An 18203-nucleotide genomic window follows, 5' to 3' on the forward strand; every position below is an offset into this window, starting at 1 on the left:
ATTTATTATATTTACATTTTCATCTGTAACTGGCGAAGCAATTTTGCCTGCATTTTCTTATTTGATAAGCTTTTCATCATCTTCTTTGAGATATTATACTGGCGGAGAAGCTCTTTAACATCTTTTTGCTCAACTCCTGCACCTCTTGCAATCCTTTTAATTCGAGAAGAATTTATTATTGAAGGCTCCTCCAGCTCTTTTTTTGTCATCGAATCCATTATAACCTTGAATTTCTTTAGCTTTTCCTGCATTGCATGCATCTCCTCATCTTTTAATGTTCTTCCAAAAGGCAAAAGATCAGCAATTTTCTGGAAAGGCCCCATCTTTGTGACAATTTCCATCTGCTCGTACATATCAAGAAGTGTAAACTTACCACTCATAATTTTTTTAGTTGCCTCACTAACTTCTTTTTCTTTTGCTACTTCCTCAACTTTTTCAATTAAAGTCTGCAAATCACCCATTCCAAGCAAACGGGAAAGGAAGCGCTTCGCATCAAACTTCTCAAAATCATCAATCTGCTCACCAGTACCTATATAAAGAATTGGCGCCCCCGTTTCCGCAACCGCAGAAAGAGCCCCTCCTCCCTTTGCGGAACCATCTATTTTTGTGAGTATTACCCCTGTTATTCCTATTGCATCATTGAATGCCTTTGCTTGCTTGCCCGCCTGCTGGCCGATTGAGGCATCCAAAACCAGGATTTTTTCATCTGGGTTAAAAACTTTTGATATTTCTTTCATTTCTTCAATTAACTCATCTTCCAGCGCATGTCTTCCAGCGGTATCAACTATAATAACATCATATTTTGCAAAAGCTTCCATTCCCTTTTTAACAACATTTATTGGATTTCCATTTCCTAGGATAGGAACACCTATTTTTTCTCCAATTTGCTTTAACTGCTCATAGGCAGCGGGACGATGGGTATCTGCAGCAATCATTGCTACTTTAAGCCCTCTTTTCTGGAAATATCTTGCAATTTTTCCGCATGTTGTTGTTTTACCCTGTCCATATAAACCAACCATCATTATTTTTTGCTTTTTAAGAGGCAAATCCCTTCCTTTTCCAAGAATTGAAGATAGCTCTTCATATAAAATTTTTAATACATGGTCTCTATTGCTCATTCCTGGCAATGGCTTTTCTTCCAGCGCTCTTTTTTCTATCCTTTTTGAAATTTCAAGAACAAGTTTTACATTCACATCTCCAGAAATGAGAGCTCTCTGTATATCCCTTACCACTTCCTGAATCAACTCTTTATCAATGAAAGGGGCATTTGCTATTTTTCTGAATACACTTCTCAGTGCTTCCCCAAGATTTTTAAGCATTTCAAAAATTAAACAAAGAGGATATATATTCCTTTTGCCATTATTTTTTAGGGCTAAGAAATACTTTTTCAAAAATCCAAAAATCTACCAAAAACTTTATATATCATAATGCTTTTATGTTACCGAAAAATTTAAAAAGGGATGAAAATGGTAAAGAAAAAAACTGAAGTGGAGGAAATTGAAAAATGTCCTGAATGTGGTTCAACACATCTTGTTCAAGATTATGAGAGAGGAGAGCTTGTTTGCCAGGACTGCGGGCTAGTGGTAGATGATGCATATATTGATCAGGGGCCAGAGTGGAGGGCATTTGATCCAGAGCAAAGAGAAAAGAGGGCAAGAACAGGTGCACCGCTTGATTATACAGCAGCTGATAAAGGACTTAGCACAGTAATTGGATGGAAAAACAAGGATAGCTATGGAAAATCAATTCCAACAAGAAATAGAGCACAATTATATAGGCTCAGGAAATGGCAGAGGAGGATAAGAGTAGGTGGCTCCTCGGAAAGAAGCCTTGCATCAGCATTAACAGAGCTTGACAGGATAGCAACTGATATGAATCTGCCAAGAAATGTAAGAGAAGCTTCCGCAATGATATATAGAAGAGCGGTTGAAAAGAACCTTATAAGAGGGAGGAGCATTGAAGGCGTAACTGCAGCCGCAATCTATGCAGCTTGCAGGCAATGTGGGGTGCCTCGAACCCTTGATGAAGTGGCAATATCCTCAAAAGTTGATAGAAAGGAAATAGGGCGCACATATCGCTTTTTAGCTAGAGAGCTATGGCTCAAACTAATGCCTACTTTCCCGCAGGATTATGTTGAGAGATTTTGCTCCGAGCTTAACCTTGGAGAGGAAGTGAAGACAAAAGCACTTGAAATACTCGAACAAGCGGAGGAAAAGGAGCTTACTTCTGGAAGAGGACCGACTGGAGTAGCTGCAGCAGCAATTTATATTGCTTCAATACTATGTGGCGAGAGAAGAACACAGAGAGAAGTTGCGGATATTGCAGGAGTTACAGAAGTGACAATAAGAAACAGATATAAGGAGCTTGCGGAAGAGCTTGACCTTGATGTTGTCCTTTAATGAACTGGGTTTTAGAAAGAAAAAGAGATCACTACTACAAAGAAGCAAAAAAGCACGGATATAGAGCAAGGAGCGCATTCAAGCTTATTCAGATAAACAACAGATATCACATTTTAAGGAAAGGAAGCATTATAGTGGACCTTGGCGCTTCCCCGGGCGGATGGAGCCAGGTTGCTTCTAAATATGGAAAGGTTATAGCGGTTGATATAAAAAGGATGGCGCCAATTGAGGGAGTGGAATTTATTGAAGGAGATATTACAGATGAGAAAACTGTTGAAAGGATAAAGGAAATTGTGAGTGAGGTTGATGCGGTAATAAGTGATGCATCTCCTAGCCTATCTGGAAAATATGAAATGGATCAGGCAAAGAGTGTGTGGCTATGTGAAAGTGCATTTAAAATTGCAAAAGAATTGCTAAAGGAAAATGGTAACTTTGTGTGCAAAATTTTTGAAGGAAGCGATTTCAGGGAATTTTTAGCGGAGGTAAAGAAATGCTTTAATGTTGTAAAACTTCATCGCCCACAAGCAACCAGAAAAGCGAGTAGCGAAATATATATTGTTGCAAAAGGGTATAAAAAATATGAAGGAAATTGAAAAAGAAGTTGAAAAATTGTCAAAATACGGGCTATGCGACTCCTGCCTTGGAAGGCAGTTTGCAAAATTAAAGGATGGTATGAAAAATTATGAGAGAGGGATAAAAATTCGCTCGCAATTCAAGATTGAAGAAGCACCGCCCAAAGATTGCTGGCTTTGCTCTGGAATATCAAATGAAATAGAAAAGTATGCGGAGCTTGTAATGAAAGAAATTAAAAAATATGAATTTGATAGCTTTTTAATTGGCTGCAAAATAGATGAGGAAATATTGAGGAAGGAAAAGGAAATAGCCACACCATATAGCGAGAGTATAAAAAGAGAAATAGATAGAGAATTAGGAAAAATAATTGAAAAAAATATTCAAAAGAGAGTTGATTTTGAATCGCCAGATATTGTTGCAATAATAGATACTTCTTTTGATAGAGTAAAAATAGATGTGAAGCCAATCTTTATATATGGAAGATATAAAAAACTTATAAGAGGTATTCCTCAGACAAAATGGTATTGCAGAAAATGCCATGGAATAGGATGCAAATATTGCAATTATAAGGGAAAAATGTATGATGAAAGTGTTGAAGAGTTAATTGCTCATGAAGCATTAAAGGAATTTGAAGCAAATGATGAGAGTTTTCATGGAGCGGGGAGGGAGGATATAGATGTTTTGATGCTTGGAAATGGGAGACCTTTTATACTTGAGTTAAATAAGCCAAAAAAAAGGAGGGTGGAGCTGAAAATGCTTGAGAAAAAAATAAATGAACATGCAAATGGAAAAGTAATTGTAAGCGATTTAAGGTATGCAAGCAGAGAAGAAATAGAAAAATTGAAAAGTGCTAAATATGAGAAAGTATATAGGGTAAAGATAAAATTCGCTGGAAATGGAAAAATTAATGAAGCGGTAAATGCATTAAGGGATAGAAAAATATTCCAACATACTCCTAGTAGAGTTGCTCACAGGCGGGCGGACAAAATAAGGGAAAGAAAAATAATAGATATAAAAATAAAGGAGATGAAAATGGATGAAGCAATAATTGAAGTAGTTGCAGAAGCGGGAACATATATAAAGGAGCTTATAACAGGAGATAATGGAAGGACAACTCCCTCGCTTGCGGAGCTATATGGTTCAAAAATAGAGGTTGAAGAGTTAGATGTAATATATGTAGGTGATGAAAATGAGAAGGTCGAGAGGATTTAGAAGCAAAACAAGAAATAAGTTAGGAAAAAAATTTAGAGAAGGAGAAATGAATGTTATAACTAGAGCGATGCAGAAATTTGAAGAAGGAGAAAAGGTTGCAATAGTAATAGACCCTTCTGTACATTATGGAATGCCCCATCCGCGTTTTCATGGAAAAACAGGAAGTATTGCAGGGAAACAAGGTAGGGCATATATACTCAAGATAAGAGACGGTAAAAAAATAAAGCATATAATTGCCTATCCAGAGCATTTGAAAAGGGTATCAGGATGAAAGTTCTCCTTGTTTCTGAAATAAAAGAGACATTGAATAAGATTGGAAAGCAAAGAGAGCTTAATAAAGAACAAAAAATAGCTCTCGAACACAGCGAGAAGGTGGCATTGATAAGCGCTAAGAAAGGAAGAGAGCTAGTGGAAGAGTTGATGAAGATTGGAAGAATTAATGAAAAACAGGCGTGCAAAATAGCGGATTTATTGCCAATAGGTAAGGATGAGGTAGTTGCAATATTTGCAAAGGAAACATACATGCCTTCTGATGAAGAAATAGATAAAATTATTGAAACGGTTAAAAAATATAAATAAGGAGGCATAATGGAAGATTTTGTTTATATTTTGGATTATTTACCATCAGGAAGAACCGGTTATAGAAGAGCGCCAGTTGCTTATGGAATAGGGGAGAGGGAATTTACATTGCTCGAGCTTACTCCAAAGCCTGATGTTACAATGAACATAGGAGAAAGAGTTTATGTTGGAAAAGAGCTAGACAAAAGAGAGAAAATAATGAAAGTAAAAGGAAGAGTAAATTTTGAGGATTTGACGCCCACCGCTCAAGGAGAGCTCTTTTATGTGCTAATTGAAATAGTTAAGAAAAATGAAGACAGGTTTGTCAAATTTTTCAATGAATCCCCTTCTATAACAACTAGGTTTCACGCTCTTGAGCTTATTCCTGGATTAGGCAAGAAAACAATGCTTGAAATTTTGCAGGAAAGAAAAAAATCTCCATTCAAAAGTTTTGAAGATATCTCAGCGAGAGTAAAAAATCTTCACCATCCAGATAAATTAATTGCTAAAAGAATTTTAGAAGAATTGCAGAACCCTGATGAAAAATATCGGTTATTTACACGCCCGCCAGTAAGAAAATGAGGTTTAGTCAGAATTTTTTGATAGATGAGGGAGTGGCGGATAGACAGGTAAGTTATGCTAATCTTAATGAAAATGATGTTGTTCTCGAGATAGGAGCGGGAAATGGAATCTTAACTAAGAGGATTGCAAAAATTGCAAAAGTTATTGCCATTGAAATAGATGAAAGATTTATACCGAAATTGAAAAATATAAAGAATGTTGAAATAATAAATGCGGATATAACAGAGCTTGATTTAAAGGATATTTACTTCAATAAAGTAATTTCCAATATTCCATATCATATTTCTTCAGAAATAACATTTAAGCTACTTGAGAAAAAATTTGATTTAGGTATATTGATGTATCAAAAGGAATTTGCTGAAAGACTTGTTGCCAGAGATGGAAAAAATTATTCTCGCCTTTCAGTAATGGTGTATTCAAAGGCGGATGTTGAAATTCTTGAGTTTGTTTCAAGGAAAGCATTCAGACCGACTCCGAAAGTAGATTCATGTATTGTAAAAATTGTGCCAATTGGAAAAAGATTTAGCATAGATGATAAAATTTTTGAAGAAGTTGTGAGAGTTTTGTTTTCTCATAGAAGGAAAAAAATAAAAAATTCCCTCTCACTCTGCGGACTGCTCAGCAAAGAAGAAGCTGAGAAAATTGATGTAGCGGATTTGAGAGTAGAGGAGCTAAGCCCGGAAAAAATAGCGGAAATTTGCAGAATTGTTGAGGAAAAAAATGAGATGGAAAAAAATATTTGAATTAGCGAATATTGATGCATTATTTATAAAAAATTTCAGGGACGAAAACTTTTTTTATTTTACTAAGGCGGAAGGTATACATGAAAACAGCATTGCAATTGTTACAAGAGATGATGTAAAAATTATTTCCGCTCCTCTCGAAAAAGAAGGAATTTTTTATCATAGCAAGGAAGAACTTAAAAAAATATTGAAGGAATTTTTGGATGGGAAAAAAGTAGGTTTTAATGGAGCATCTATTCCATACAATGATTTAATTAAGCTGAAGAAAATGGTAAAAGCTGAATTTATAGATGTAAGTGAGCAAATCAAGGAGGTTAGAGTTATAAAAGATGAAGAAGAAATAAGGAAAATAAAAAAATCTTGTTTGCTTACCCTTAAAGCTATTGAGGAAATTGATTTTCACAATAAAAAAGAAAAGGATGTTGCATTTGAAATAGATTACAAAATTAATAGAAATGCAAAAATTGCTTTCCCAACAATAGTTGCTTTTGGAAAAAATAGCTCTATCCCTCATCATATCCCATCTAAAAAATTATTTTCTAATCCAGCCATAATTGATTGTGGAGCAAAATATAAAGGATATTGTTCTGATATAACCAGGACATTCTATGGAGAAAGAGAGAGAAAAGTATATGAAATAGTTAATGAAGCACTAGATATTGCAATTGATGATTTGAGAGAAGGGGTAAATGCAAGAGATCTATACAAAAAAGTGGAAAAATTTTTTTCAAAATATAAATTTAAGATGATACATGGCCTGGGCCATTCAATCGGGCTGGAAGTGCATGATGGTTATTCTATAGGAAAAGATTCAAATTTTTTATTCAAAGAAAATATGGTATTTGCAATTGAACCTGCAATATATACAAAAAATTTTGGAATAAGGATAGAAGAAGATGTTTTGATAAAAAAGAATAGGGCAAATATTCTTAGCAAATAAATTTAATATGTTTCATATTTTTACTTTATGAAAAATCTTGAAGAAGTTACAAGCTTTATAGAGAAAAAACTGAGTGAAAAGGATGATTTGAGGGAGATGTGCTTGAAGTTTTGTAGAGATATAATAAGGAATAGCAGGAAAAGCATAAAGAAGATACACAGTGGAGAAATTGAAGAGGCAAAAAAATATCTTGAGGAGGCGAAGAAGATATTGAAAGAGATAAAAGATTCTGCTAAAGAACATCCTGATATAATATCCTCCGGTTATTTAGAAGGAGCAATGCAAGAGCTTGCGGAGGCGGAAATTTTTCTTTCAATAATTGAGAACAAGGATTTTCCTTTTCCTGAAGAAATAAATGTGAGCTGCTCCGCCTATCTGATGGGGCTCGCGGATGCGGTGGGGGAGCTGAAGAGAAAGGAATTTTATATGCTGAAAGAAAAAAATGTGAAGGAGGTGGAAAAATTGCTTCATATAATCGAGGAGATAAGCGATAAAATTTTTGAGTTTGATTATCCTTCTGGATTAATCCCTATAAAAAAGAAGCAGGATTCAATAAGAAGAATGCTTGATAGGATGAGAGAAGATCTGATATTGTTTAATAAAAGCAGGGAATTGGAAAATAAGATGGAGGAAATAAAGGAAATGATAAGAAAACTTGAGAATAAAGAGAAATTTAATCTTGGTTCAATGCTCTGATTCATATATTATTTCCCCTTCTTTAATTACTTTATCAACGAAATTTATTCCTATTTTATACAAAGCAAAAGAGTGAGAAGGAATGTTTGTGATTATTATATCCGCTTTCTTTCCAACTTCTATGTTTCCAACATGTTCGTCCATTTTTAATGTTTTTGCGGAATTTATTGTAGCATATTTTAGAGCATCAATGATTTTCATTTTCATTTTATAGCAAGCAATTTGAATTGCAAACTGCATATTCGGAACATAGCAATTTGGATTTAGGTCAGTTGCAATAGCAACATTAATTCCTGATTTTTTTATATTTTCATAAGATGGAAATTCCCCCCCCAGCAAGAAAGGAACAGCAGGAAGAATAACTGCGGTAACGCCTGCTTTTGCCATAAGCTTTAATTCATTTAGCCCAGCTTTTAATAAATGGTCTGCAGAAATTGCTTTAATTTGTGCTGCAAGTTTGCTACATCCAATGCATGAAAATTCGTCTGCATGAATTTTTGGTATCATTCCATATTTTTTACCCTCCTGCAGTATTTTTCTTGATGAATTTACACTAAAATAGCCTTTTTCACAAAAAACATCGCAAAATATTGCCAGTTTTTTTTCTCCTATATAAGGAATGATTTCATTTATAACATAATCCACATAATCATCTTCATCTTCTCCTTCTGGAATTGCATGCGCCAAAAATGTTGGAAGCAAATCAATCTTCTCATTCTTATCAATTTCCCTTATTATTTGAAGCAATTTAACTTCATTTTTCAAATCCAGACCATAGCCACTTTTAACTTCAGCGGTTGTAGTGCCATGCCTTATCATTTCTTCTATTCTTTCTTTCGTCTCCTTTTTTATTCTTTCCTTGCTCGCCTTCCTTGTTTCCCTTACTGTATAAAATATTCCTCCCCCTCTTTCTGCTATTTGATGATGACTCGCTCCCTCAATTTTCCAATCAACTTCAAAATCTCTATAACCCGCAAATACCGCATGAGTATGACAATCAACAAATCCTGGCATTACAAAATTACCGCGGGCATCTATAATTTCATCCGCCTTCCTTTTTTCCCCTATGCTCTTTATTTTTCCATCCTCTATATAGATGTATTTTTCCTTCCTTATTTTATAGCCATCAAAAATTTCCCCTATGTTTTTAATGAGCAAGCTCATAAAAGTAATTCCATCATCATAAATAAATATGTGTAATTTATTTCATATAAAATGCACGACGAAAAGCTCGTAAAGGAGATTAAAAAAAATGCATTAAAGATAAGGAAACTGATTGTGGAATCAATCTACAGGGCGGGCTCAGGGCATCCTGGAGGTAGCCTATCAATTGCGGATATAATTGCCTGTCTCTATTTTCATGAAATGAGGTATAATCCAGAAAATCCGAGATGGGAGGATAGAGACAGACTTGTTCTTTCAAAAGGTCATGCATGTCCCGCATTATATTCCGCTCTTGCCCTGTGTGGATATTTTCCTGTTGAGGAGTTGAAAAATCTTCGCAAAACAGGGCATTTCTTGCAAGGACATCCTTGCATGAGGAAAGTGCCGGGTGTGGATATTTCAACTGGCTCTCTCGGGCATGGGCTGAGTGTTGCGGTTGGTATGGCTCTTGCTGGAAAAATGGATAAAAAGGATTACAGGGTTTTTGCTATTCTTGGAGATGGGGAAGTGCAGGAAGGAGAGATATGGGAAGCAGCCAATTCCGCATCCCATTTCAAGCTCGATAATTTAATTGCAATTCTTGATAGAAATGGCCTGCAGATAGATGGGCCAACTGAAGAAATAATGCATATTGAGCCAATTGCTTGGAGATGGAGTGCATTTGGATGGAATGTAATTGAGATAGATGGTCATAACATTAAGGAAATTTTGGATACATTTCATAATATAAAGAAAAACGAGAAACCAACCATAATAATAGCTCATACAATAAAAGGGAAAGGTGTTTCATTCATGGAAGGAACATTATCATTTCATGGAAAGGCGCCTTCTAAAGAGCAGTATATAAAGGCAATGAGTGAGCTTGAGCAAGAGGAGCGTGAATTAGATGTTTAAGGAAATGAGGAATTTAAGGGATGCATATAGTTCCGCATTAATTGAATTAGGATATAAAAATAAGGATGTGGTTGTGCTGGATGCGGATTTAGCCCTTTCAACAAAAACAAAGAGATTTGGAACAGTTTTTCCAGATCGCTTTTTTGATGTTGGAATTGCGGAAGCAAACATGATGGGAATAGCTGCTGGCTTGGCTACCTGTGGAAAAATAGTTTTTGCTTCAACCTTTGCAGTATTTGCAACAGGAAGATGCTATGATGCAATCCGCCAGTCAATAGCATATCCCTGTCTGAATGTAAAAATTGTGGCAACTCATGCGGGCGTATCTGTGGGAGGGGACGGAGCAAGCCACCAAATGCTTGAGGATATTGCACTTATGAGGGCTTTGCCAAATATGACTGTTATTGCTCCCGCGGATGCCACTGAAATGGAAGATGTTGTACCAGCAATTGCAGATTATCACGGGCCTTGCTATGTAAGAATTGGAAGGGCTGATGCTCCTGTCATATTTGAGAAGCATGGCCAGTTCAAGATAGGGAAGGGATATATTTTGAAGGAAGGAGGGGATATTGCAATAATAGCAACTGGAACAATGACCGCAGAAGCAATAAAGGCGGGAGAAATTTTGAGGAAAGAAGGGATAGATGCAATGATTGTGCATATGCCAACGATAAAACCAATTGATAAAAAAATTGTTGAAAAGGCAAAGGAGACGGGGAGAATAATAACATGTGAGGAGCACACAATAATAGGTGGGCTGGGGGATGCGGTCGCAATGGCAATGGAAGATGATCCAGTTAAAATGAGGAGAATAGGGGTAAATGATGTATTCGGAGAAAGCGGGGAAGCAAATGAATTGCTTGAAAAATATGGATTAACCTCAGAAAATATTGCAAGAGTTGCAAAAGAAATGGTTAAATTTTAAACCTCTAACTTCTTTTGCTTTATCTTTTCAAGAGTTTTCCAGCTTTTCCTCGTATAAGGAGGAAATTTATTAAACCTGTTAAACCATTCTCTTATAAATTCTATTGTTTTTTCATCGCTTGGATAACCACTTCCAAGTGGTTTATTCAGCACTTTTTCCAGCTCCTCAGATATTTTTTTAATTTGTCTATCCCTTTCAACCTTTGCAACTATTGAAGCTGCAGAGCAAACAGCATATTTTTCATCCGCCTTATGCTCACATACAATTTCGCAATCATATTTTAAATTCTTTTTAAACATCTCACCAAATTCCTTGCTATCATTTCCCGCAGAATCTATGAAATAAACTTTCGCAAAATTTTTATTTGCAACCTTTGCAAAAACATATGCTTCAAGCTCGTTAATTGTCAATGTTTTCCTCAGGTCATCTATATCCCTTGCTTCAATCACAACAATCTCATGAACAAAATTATCCCTTATATAGGATGCAATTTTCTCCCTCTTGCTCGGAGTAAGCTTCTTTGAATCCTTAACTCCCGCCCCCAAAAGCTTCTCCTCATCTTCTTCCTCAATCCATACACCCGCAACAACCATTGGCCCAATAACCGGGCCCCGTCCCGCTTCATCTATCCCGCATATCATATTATCACCTCTCCATATTTTCCTCCTCCGCCGGGAATTATTTTTATTTTTCCTTCTCTAAATGCAATGATTGCATCAACGATTGCTTGAGGGCATCCCTTGAGCTCACTTAAATTCGCATCAAGGAGTAAATTTATTTCATTTCCATGTTTCAGGAGATCTTCCCATCTTTTAATGGCGAGAGATGAATAGGGGCTTATATTCAGCGAACATGCTATTATCTCCACCAGAGGGAGAATATGAACATATTTTGCTCTATCTTTTGGATGATTTGGTTCTTTATAATCAGCGAGCTCATCAACTCTATCTTTTACCCCTTTCTTTATCTTACCCCCGCATTTGCATTTCCAGCCCATTTTCTCCGCCTCATTTTTTTCATAAATTCTATAACAGGAATGGCAGGCGGTACGATTATATTTCCCTTTCTCTGGAGGATAGCCCGCATTGATAACTATTTTATTTTTTAATATTGCCTTTTTTATCTCATCCCATTCAATTTCATTTAACTCTATTCTGTTAAATTCCCTTCCTAAACGATGTGGTGAAGAGGAGTGAGCATCTGAATTTGTTAGGAACGGCAATGAATTTAATTCTTTTATTCGATCAGCATAGCTTGAATCCGCACTTAGGCCAAGTTCAACAAAAGAAGGCTTCTTTCCATAATATTCAATCAATGAGTCAAAATATGCATAAAGAGAAGTATAAGGAGTGAATGCATGAGCGGGGCCTATCAAAGCATTTGATTCATAAGAAAAATCGATTAATTGCTCACCGCTTACAAAAATTTTTGGTCTCCCACTTAGCTCATCTTTTATGTAATTTCTTGCAATTTCTTTAAAATGCTCAACAGAATCAAAATCTGGAAAAAGTAAGAGATGGTGAACTCTATTTTTATCCTCTATCTCGCAGGTCAGAATGAAATTTATTCCATCTACTTCTATTTTCCCATTTTTATAATAATTCCTTATTTCTTTTTGCCACTTTTCATGCAGACAATCGCCTGTGCCAAGAATATGCAATCCCTTTTTCTTTGCCCCAATTGCAAGATTTTTTAAATCAATTTTCTCTGATGTTCCACCAGAAAAAGATGAATGAATATGTAAATCCGCATTTGCGAGCATTTTATTCCATTTTTCCAACAATTTTTTCTACTTCTCTTACAATTTCTCCATTCTGAATAACTTTTTCAATTTTTTCTATATCTTCGTACATTGCTCTATCTTCTTTTAACTCCTTAACATATTTTCTTACAATTTCTTTTGCCCTTTTACTTGCTTTTGATGGACTTAATTCAAAAAAATCCAGGGCTTGAGATGCAACTATGTATTCAATTGCTATTATTTTCCTCGTATTTTTCATTATTTGCAAACATTTTCTTGCTCCTATGCTTCCCATTGATTGATAATCTTCCTGATTTGCAGAAGTAGGAATATTATCAACACTTGAGGGATAAGCCATGCTTTTATTTTCACTTGCAAGAGATGCTGCAACATATTGAAGTATCATCATTCCAGAATTTATTCCAGGCTCTTTTATAAGAAAGGCGGGCAATCCAGATAAGTTTTTATCAAGCAAGCGAAATATCCTTCTTTCAGAAAAATTCCCCATTTTTGTGAGCAATATATTAAGAATATCAATTAAAATAGCGAGGGGCTCACCATGAAAATTTCCTCCAGATAAGGCAAAGTTTTCAAAGATTAGAGGATTATCAGTAACTGAATTTATTTCTATTTCGAGCATTTTTCTCAAAAAACTCAAATATTCATGCATTGCACCAAATACCTGAGGCATGCATCTTAGAGTATATGCATCCTGAACTCTCTCACAATCTTTATGGGATGCAATTATCTCGCTTCCTCTCGTAAGCTTCCATAAATTCCTTGACACCGCAATTTGCCCATTATAAGGGCGAAGCTTGCTTATTTCTTCCCTGAATGCCTGATCCGTTCCCTTCAAAGCTTCTAAGCTCATAACCCCCGCAATCTGGGCATTTTTTAGCAAATTAATTGAATCATGCAGGGCCAAACAGGCAATAGCACTCATAAATTGTGTGCCATTTATCAGAGCAATTCCTTCCTTCGCAGAAAGCTCAACTTTCTTTATTGAAAGCTCTTTAAAGACATCCTCAGTTTTCCTAACCCTCCCATTTAAAAAAGCAAGTCCTTCCCCCATCATTGAAAGAGCGAGATGAGCCAGCGGCACCAAATCACCGCTCGCCCCAACAGAGCCCTGTGAGGGTAAAAATGGATGAAAATTTTTATTAAGCATTTCCGCAAGCTTTTCAACTATCTCCGCTCTTACTCCGGAATAACCTTTTGCAAGCGATTGAAGGCGGAGAAAAATTATTGCTCTTACAATCTCCTCTTCCAGGGGCTCGCCGACGCCGCATGAATGGCTCCTAACCAAATTTTTTTGCAATTTCTTAATCTTTTCCTTTCCTATTTTTACATTTTCAAGAACACCAAAGCCAGTATTTATTCCATAAACCGCCTTACCTTTTTCAATTATATCTAATAAATTTTTCCTCCCCTGCTCTATTTTCTCCATTGCTTCCTTGCTTATTTCTACCTTATACCTATTTCTTGCAACATTAACAACATCCTCTATTCCAATATTTTTTCCATCTATACAAACTTTCATGCTATTAATATCGTTTGATTAAAATAATTTTGCTCTATAAAGCAAAAACAGCAGGAAGAAAAATATAAAGATAAACATTGAAATTATTAAAAGAAATAAAGCGGTTTTCATGCTATCTGAAATAACTATTGGAAAGGGACCTATTAAAATAACCCCTCCTTTTGTTTCCTTGGTTTCCTTGCATTCATTATATTCAACCTCTCTTTCAATTCTTTTAAAGGAGCCAACAAAAAACATAATAAATGACAGGAAAAGAAAAATTATTCCGAGGAAAGAGAATAATCCACTGCCATAAATAAAGGGAAAAATTATGAAGATGCCTCCTTTTAACTCGCCTTCAATAAATGCGAATATAAAAGAGATAATTGCAAATATAAAGAATACTAAGGAAAATTTATTCTCCATATCTTCTCTGCCTCCTCTGATATGACTGAATTGCTTTTAAAAAATCTGTTTTTTTCAGAGCGGGCCAATATACATCCGTAAAATATAGCTCTGAATAAGCAAGTTGCCACAATAAAAAATTTGATATTCTTTCTTCACCAGATGTCCTCATAACTAAGTCTGGATCAGGGAAAGGAAGATGAGATGTGTAAAGATATGAAGCGACGGTTTCCTTATCTATTTTTTCTGGCTTTATTCTTCCATTTTCAATATCTTTTGCTATCCTCCTTATTGCTTCTAAAATTTCCTCCCTTCCACCATATCCAATTGCTATATTTAGGAAATAATCCTCATAATTTTCAGTTTTTTTCATTATATCAAGTGCAGCTTTCCTTACTTCATCTGGCAAAAGCTCAATGTTTCCAATGATTTTTATTCTCACTTTTTTTTCATGTATCCTGTTATCTTCAGATAATTTTTTTAAATCCTCTTCAAAAAGTTTCATCAAATGATTAACTTCTTCTCTTGGTCTTTTAAAATTATCTGTTGAAAATGCAAAAACAGTCAATATTTTTGTCCCTATTTCATAGCACCATTCTATCACTTCTTTAAGCTTATCTTCCCCAATTTCATGCCCTTTATAAGGAGGTAAGCCAGATTTCATTGCATATCTCCTGTTTCCATCCATTATTATTGCTATATGCTTTGGAACTCCTCCTCTTTTTATCTCTTCGAGCATCTTTTTTTCAATTATCCTTTCCGCTTCTCTATATATTAGCCTGAAAAGCTTGTTATTTTTTATTTTATCAATGACCTGCCTTGCAAAATTTGTTTCTATTAATCTTTCCCCAAATTCATCCGCTTTATTCCTTATATCAACCATATATATTAATTTAATATGAAGGAGTATAAATAAATTTTTAAATTCCAACAAAAGAAGGAAAAAGGATTAGTAAGGAGGTGGCAAGAAGCTTCTTCCGCCATCCCATGCTATCACACCACCTTCCTTTCTGAATATAAACACTGCATCACCAATGGAAATGTTAAAGTTGAAAGGTGGGTAGCCAACTATGTGTTCAGGTGCCCATGTTTGATTCCATGCCCTCCATCTTCCTACTTTTGTGCAATTGCTTATATTGCTTCCAAGTGTGCTTGCATTTGTATTTTCAATGTTTGCCCATCCTATCAAATTGTAGCCGACATATAATGATACATTTATCTCTTCTATCAAGCGACCTTCAATTGAAAAATTCTTTTGCTCTGTTAATTTTGTAAATATCCAGTAGCCCATGCCAGAAACTATTTCAAAGTTGTTTTTATCTGGAATTTCCGCAACCCATGATTCGTATCTCTGGATAGACGCATTAAATCTAACAATAACTGTAACATTGCATCCTTGGCTATTTAGGAAATTACCTAATTCCTTTGCATTTGTTATACTTTCATTTTTAACTGGAATTGTAAGCATATTCCACTTTGGATACAAAGTATAGGTATGCACATATTTTACGCATAATATTGCTTCTGGTAATGTGCTTGCATTTGGCAATGGCTCTTGATTTCCAAGTAAATCATATGCCACTGCATAGAATTGATAATATCCAGAGCCATTTGAAGCGGTAAATTCCCATTGCCATGGTTCATTATTTTCTAATGTTTCCAACTCTATCCATGGACTGAATGAAGAATTGTATCTTGAAAATCTGTAATAGAGTGTAACATTTGCTACTCCAACCGCACAACCTGGTAAATCTTCTGCAGTTACAGTGATAGTGATTGGATTTGTTTCATTTACAATCTGGCAATATGGAACAATTTCATCAACAGTAGCATTTGGTGAGCTATTATCAACATATACTGTTTGATTATGCCATGCGGTATTTCCTAAATCATCTATTGCAGTTATATTAATCCAGTGCTCACATTCTTCTGAGATTGTAAAGTTAATGCTTGCTGTTCCACTTGTTACATTATCCCATAGATCATAGATAAGCTGTGGAATTTCTCCAGTTGCATTATATACTTTAACATTTAGATGAACTGAGCCAATTGGGCATAAGCCATCATCTGTTGAATTTACCCATATTGTTGTTTGAGAAGTGATGTGGTCACTATATTTTGGTCCTTCAAATTCTTTTGTTATTTCTGGTGGAGTATTATCTAAAATTACTGTTTCTGATTTTATAGGATACTCAGTATTGCCTGCGGTATCCACACTGTAGTATTCTATAATATACTCTCCATCATTTCCACTTATTAAAAATGAGATTCCTGTTGACCAGTCTGAACTTGATGAAGCGGGATAATATCTATAATAGGTATTTGCAATTCCGATATCATCTGTTGGTGTTAAAGTAAAGATTGTGCTACTTTTCACATATGTATTGCCATCGCTAATATATTTTGGGGAGCCAATTGAGAGAGAAGTTACTGGAGGTTTGTCGTCTAAGCCTCCTATTACAAGAGATGGGTCACCAAACACATTGATATATAAATACCTGCGTGTGCGATCCCAGTCACTACCAATGTCATAACTTCCATTAATTATCTTATCATTCAGTGATTTCCATAAATCTCCTAATATCCTGTGCCCTTCTGCAAAAGATTGGAAAAATTTCTGCATAACTGGAGAGCCCATAACACCACTTGATTCAGCTGTTGAACCCACAAATGCTATGGCTCCATTTTCATAATAGAGGTCCCAATACTCTGGCATGCAAGAGATATCAGTTGCTGAACCTTGAATAACGTTTGGTTCAGCAGGCTCAACCCATGAGCCAATAGGTATAGGATAAGTATATTCTCCACCATAATCCCTCACTGTTCCATTAACATCAATATATCTATTGATAGGGCATATAGGGCCTAATTTAGCGGTGCTACATCCAAAACTATAAATTACTGTGAGTTTATCCACATTTGTCAATCCATCCATATCTGTTTGAACATTATATACCCCCCAACTGACGTTATTACCATGACTTATTACGTTCATAAATCCCGCTCCATCGTTTAGATGGGTATTTATATTTGTTGAATTTGGGTAATGGGGATCGTCATCCGCTAAAGAATGGTACATTTTATGAGAAGTAAAACCTATAGATGACATATTCGTATTTATATCATCATTTTGTTCTTCATCATAAGTTGTTGGAAGAGAAGGATATACCCAGTCACCTGTACCAGTAACCAGTAAAATGTTCTTAAACCAGGTATCATTAAATGATACACCTGTCTCATACCTGATTACTTTATCAACATATGTTCTCACCTCTTCAGCATTACTTGCAGGAATTCTTCCAACAGAAACATCAAATTCATAGTTCATCCCATCTATGTTATCAAAATCACCATCATCATCGTCATCTATTATTTCACCAAAAATACCATTCCCATTAGCATCCCAGCTACAGAAGCTTCCATTGCTATCATATAGATCAGCATAATAGTGATCAGTTAAATAATATTGAAGCCAATTTATATGAGTTGAATTATATCTTTTAAGATAGAAATATCTCATAGGTAGTTTATCAACATCACCAACAAGTAAAACATATTTTATACTATGATTCTCTTTATAGTCCGCTATACATTTTTTAACCTTCTCCGCTTCGTCAGCACCGCTATAATTTGAATATATATCCTCTAATGTTACTATTAGTGCTGGCCTAAGAGTTGCATCTTTAAATTGTTTTAATGGCAGCAATTCATCCTGAAATTCTTGGGGTGTTATTATCAGTAAATCGTAATTGCCAGAGTTCGCTTCTGAAATTCTCACAGCAAATAATTGTATCAGCATCATCACTATAACCGCCATAATTAACGATTTTTTCATCATTTTCATTATCTCTT

At 35.4% G+C, this 18203-nt stretch carries 19 protein-coding genes; 11 read left to right on the forward strand and 8 right to left on the reverse strand.

Annotation, left to right across the window (positions count from 1 at the left end; genetic code table 11):
• Nucleotides 1-11 precede the first annotated feature (11 nt).
• Complete coding sequence (ffh, locus tag H5T44_00500) at nucleotides 12-1319, reverse strand: signal recognition particle protein (GenBank protein MBC7080724.1); 1308 nt, start codon at nucleotides 1317-1319, stop codon at nucleotides 12-14.
• A gap of 147 nt (nucleotides 1320-1466) precedes the next feature.
• Here ffh and H5T44_00505 point away from each other — a divergent pair, with 147 nt between their 5' ends.
• Genes H5T44_00505 through H5T44_00545 form a run of 9 tightly spaced genes read left to right on the forward strand, consistent with a single transcriptional unit; the run spans nucleotide 1467 to nucleotide 7703 of the window.
• On the forward strand, nucleotides 1467-2399 hold the full coding sequence (locus H5T44_00505; protein ID MBC7080725.1) for a transcription initiation factor IIB: 933 nt from the start codon (nucleotides 1467-1469) through the stop codon (nucleotides 2397-2399).
• On the forward strand, nucleotides 2399-2992 hold the full coding sequence (locus H5T44_00510) for an RlmE family RNA methyltransferase (GenBank protein ID MBC7080726.1): 594 nt from the start codon (nucleotides 2399-2401) through the stop codon (nucleotides 2990-2992). Before H5T44_00505 ends, H5T44_00510 begins: the two co-directional genes overlap by 1 nt.
• Nucleotides 2979-4184 (forward strand): tRNA pseudouridine(54/55) synthase Pus10, encoded by a 1206-nt coding sequence (locus H5T44_00515; GenBank protein ID MBC7080727.1) that lies wholly within the window; start codon nucleotides 2979-2981, stop codon nucleotides 4182-4184. Before H5T44_00510 ends, H5T44_00515 begins: the two co-directional genes overlap by 14 nt.
• On the forward strand, nucleotides 4162-4455 hold the full coding sequence (locus tag H5T44_00520; GenBank protein ID MBC7080728.1) for a 50S ribosomal protein L21e: 294 nt from the start codon (nucleotides 4162-4164) through the stop codon (nucleotides 4453-4455). The genes H5T44_00515 and H5T44_00520 overlap by 23 nt, the downstream gene beginning before the upstream one ends.
• Nucleotides 4452-4763, forward strand: a complete 312-nt coding sequence (locus H5T44_00525; protein ID MBC7080729.1) for an RNA polymerase — start codon at nucleotides 4452-4454, stop codon at nucleotides 4761-4763. Before H5T44_00520 ends, H5T44_00525 begins: the two co-directional genes overlap by 4 nt.
• Before the next feature lie 9 nt (nucleotides 4764-4772).
• A complete protein-coding gene (locus tag H5T44_00530; protein MBC7080730.1) occupies nucleotides 4773-5324 on the forward strand; it encodes a DUF655 domain-containing protein in 552 nt (183 codons plus the stop codon).
• On the forward strand, nucleotides 5321-6067 hold the full coding sequence (gene rsmA / locus H5T44_00535; protein MBC7080731.1) for a ribosomal RNA small subunit methyltransferase A: 747 nt from the start codon (nucleotides 5321-5323) through the stop codon (nucleotides 6065-6067). The genes H5T44_00530 and rsmA overlap by 4 nt, the downstream gene beginning before the upstream one ends.
• Complete coding sequence (locus H5T44_00540; GenBank protein ID MBC7080732.1) at nucleotides 6045-7007, forward strand: aminopeptidase P family protein; 963 nt, start codon at nucleotides 6045-6047, stop codon at nucleotides 7005-7007. Before rsmA ends, H5T44_00540 begins: the two co-directional genes overlap by 23 nt.
• Nucleotides 7008-7034: 27 nt before the next feature.
• On the forward strand, nucleotides 7035-7703 hold the full coding sequence (locus H5T44_00545) for a haloacid dehalogenase (GenBank protein ID MBC7080733.1): 669 nt from the start codon (nucleotides 7035-7037) through the stop codon (nucleotides 7701-7703).
• Here the strand turns inward: H5T44_00545 and H5T44_00550 are convergent.
• Nucleotides 7692-8867: an imidazolonepropionase gene (locus H5T44_00550; GenBank protein ID MBC7080734.1), complete on the reverse strand. Its 1176-nt coding sequence runs from the start codon at nucleotides 8865-8867 to the stop codon at nucleotides 7692-7694. The two genes, H5T44_00545 and H5T44_00550, sit on opposite strands and share 12 nt — an antisense overlap.
• A gap of 51 nt (nucleotides 8868-8918) precedes the next feature.
• Between H5T44_00550 and H5T44_00555 the strand changes: the two genes are divergently transcribed.
• On the forward strand, nucleotides 8919-9761 hold the full coding sequence (locus tag H5T44_00555; GenBank protein ID MBC7080735.1) for a transketolase: 843 nt from the start codon (nucleotides 8919-8921) through the stop codon (nucleotides 9759-9761).
• Nucleotides 9762-9765: 4 nt separating this feature from the next.
• Nucleotides 9766-10686 (forward strand): transketolase family protein, encoded by a 921-nt coding sequence (locus tag H5T44_00560; GenBank protein MBC7080736.1) that lies wholly within the window; start codon nucleotides 9766-9768, stop codon nucleotides 10684-10686.
• Here the strand turns inward: H5T44_00560 and H5T44_00565 are convergent.
• The 6 genes from H5T44_00565 to H5T44_00590 all read right to left on the reverse strand — a co-directional run bounded on the left by H5T44_00565 (nucleotide 10683) and on the right by H5T44_00590 (nucleotide 18189).
• Nucleotides 10683-11327 carry a ribonuclease HII gene (locus tag H5T44_00565; GenBank protein ID MBC7080737.1) on the reverse strand — a complete coding sequence of 215 codons (645 nt, stop codon included), beginning with the start codon at nucleotides 11325-11327 and terminating at the stop codon, nucleotides 10683-10685. The two genes, H5T44_00560 and H5T44_00565, sit on opposite strands and share 4 nt — an antisense overlap.
• Nucleotides 11324-12448: a TIGR00375 family protein gene (locus tag H5T44_00570; protein ID MBC7080738.1), complete on the reverse strand. Its 1125-nt coding sequence runs from the start codon at nucleotides 12446-12448 to the stop codon at nucleotides 11324-11326. Before H5T44_00570 ends, H5T44_00565 begins: the two co-directional genes overlap by 4 nt.
• A gap of 1 nt (nucleotide 12449) precedes the next feature.
• Nucleotides 12450-13967, reverse strand: coding sequence for a histidine ammonia-lyase (gene hutH, locus H5T44_00575; GenBank protein MBC7080739.1), 1518 nt, complete (start codon nucleotides 13965-13967; stop codon nucleotides 12450-12452).
• 18 nt (nucleotides 13968-13985) lie between these two features.
• Nucleotides 13986-14372, reverse strand: a complete 387-nt coding sequence (locus H5T44_00580; GenBank protein MBC7080740.1) for a DUF131 domain-containing protein — start codon at nucleotides 14370-14372, stop codon at nucleotides 13986-13988.
• A complete protein-coding gene (gene uppS, locus H5T44_00585) occupies nucleotides 14362-15234 on the reverse strand; it encodes a di-trans,poly-cis-decaprenylcistransferase (protein MBC7080741.1) in 873 nt (290 codons plus the stop codon). Before uppS ends, H5T44_00580 begins: the two co-directional genes overlap by 11 nt.
• Nucleotides 15235-15300: 66 nt before the next feature.
• A complete protein-coding gene (locus H5T44_00590) occupies nucleotides 15301-18189 on the reverse strand; it encodes a hypothetical protein (GenBank protein MBC7080742.1) in 2889 nt (962 codons plus the stop codon).
• Nucleotides 18190-18203: the final 14 nt, after the last annotated feature.

The organism is Thermoplasmatales archaeon (assembly GCA_014361195.1).
In the GTDB taxonomy this organism is placed as follows: Archaea; Thermoplasmatota; E2; order UBA202; family JdFR-43; genus JACIWB01.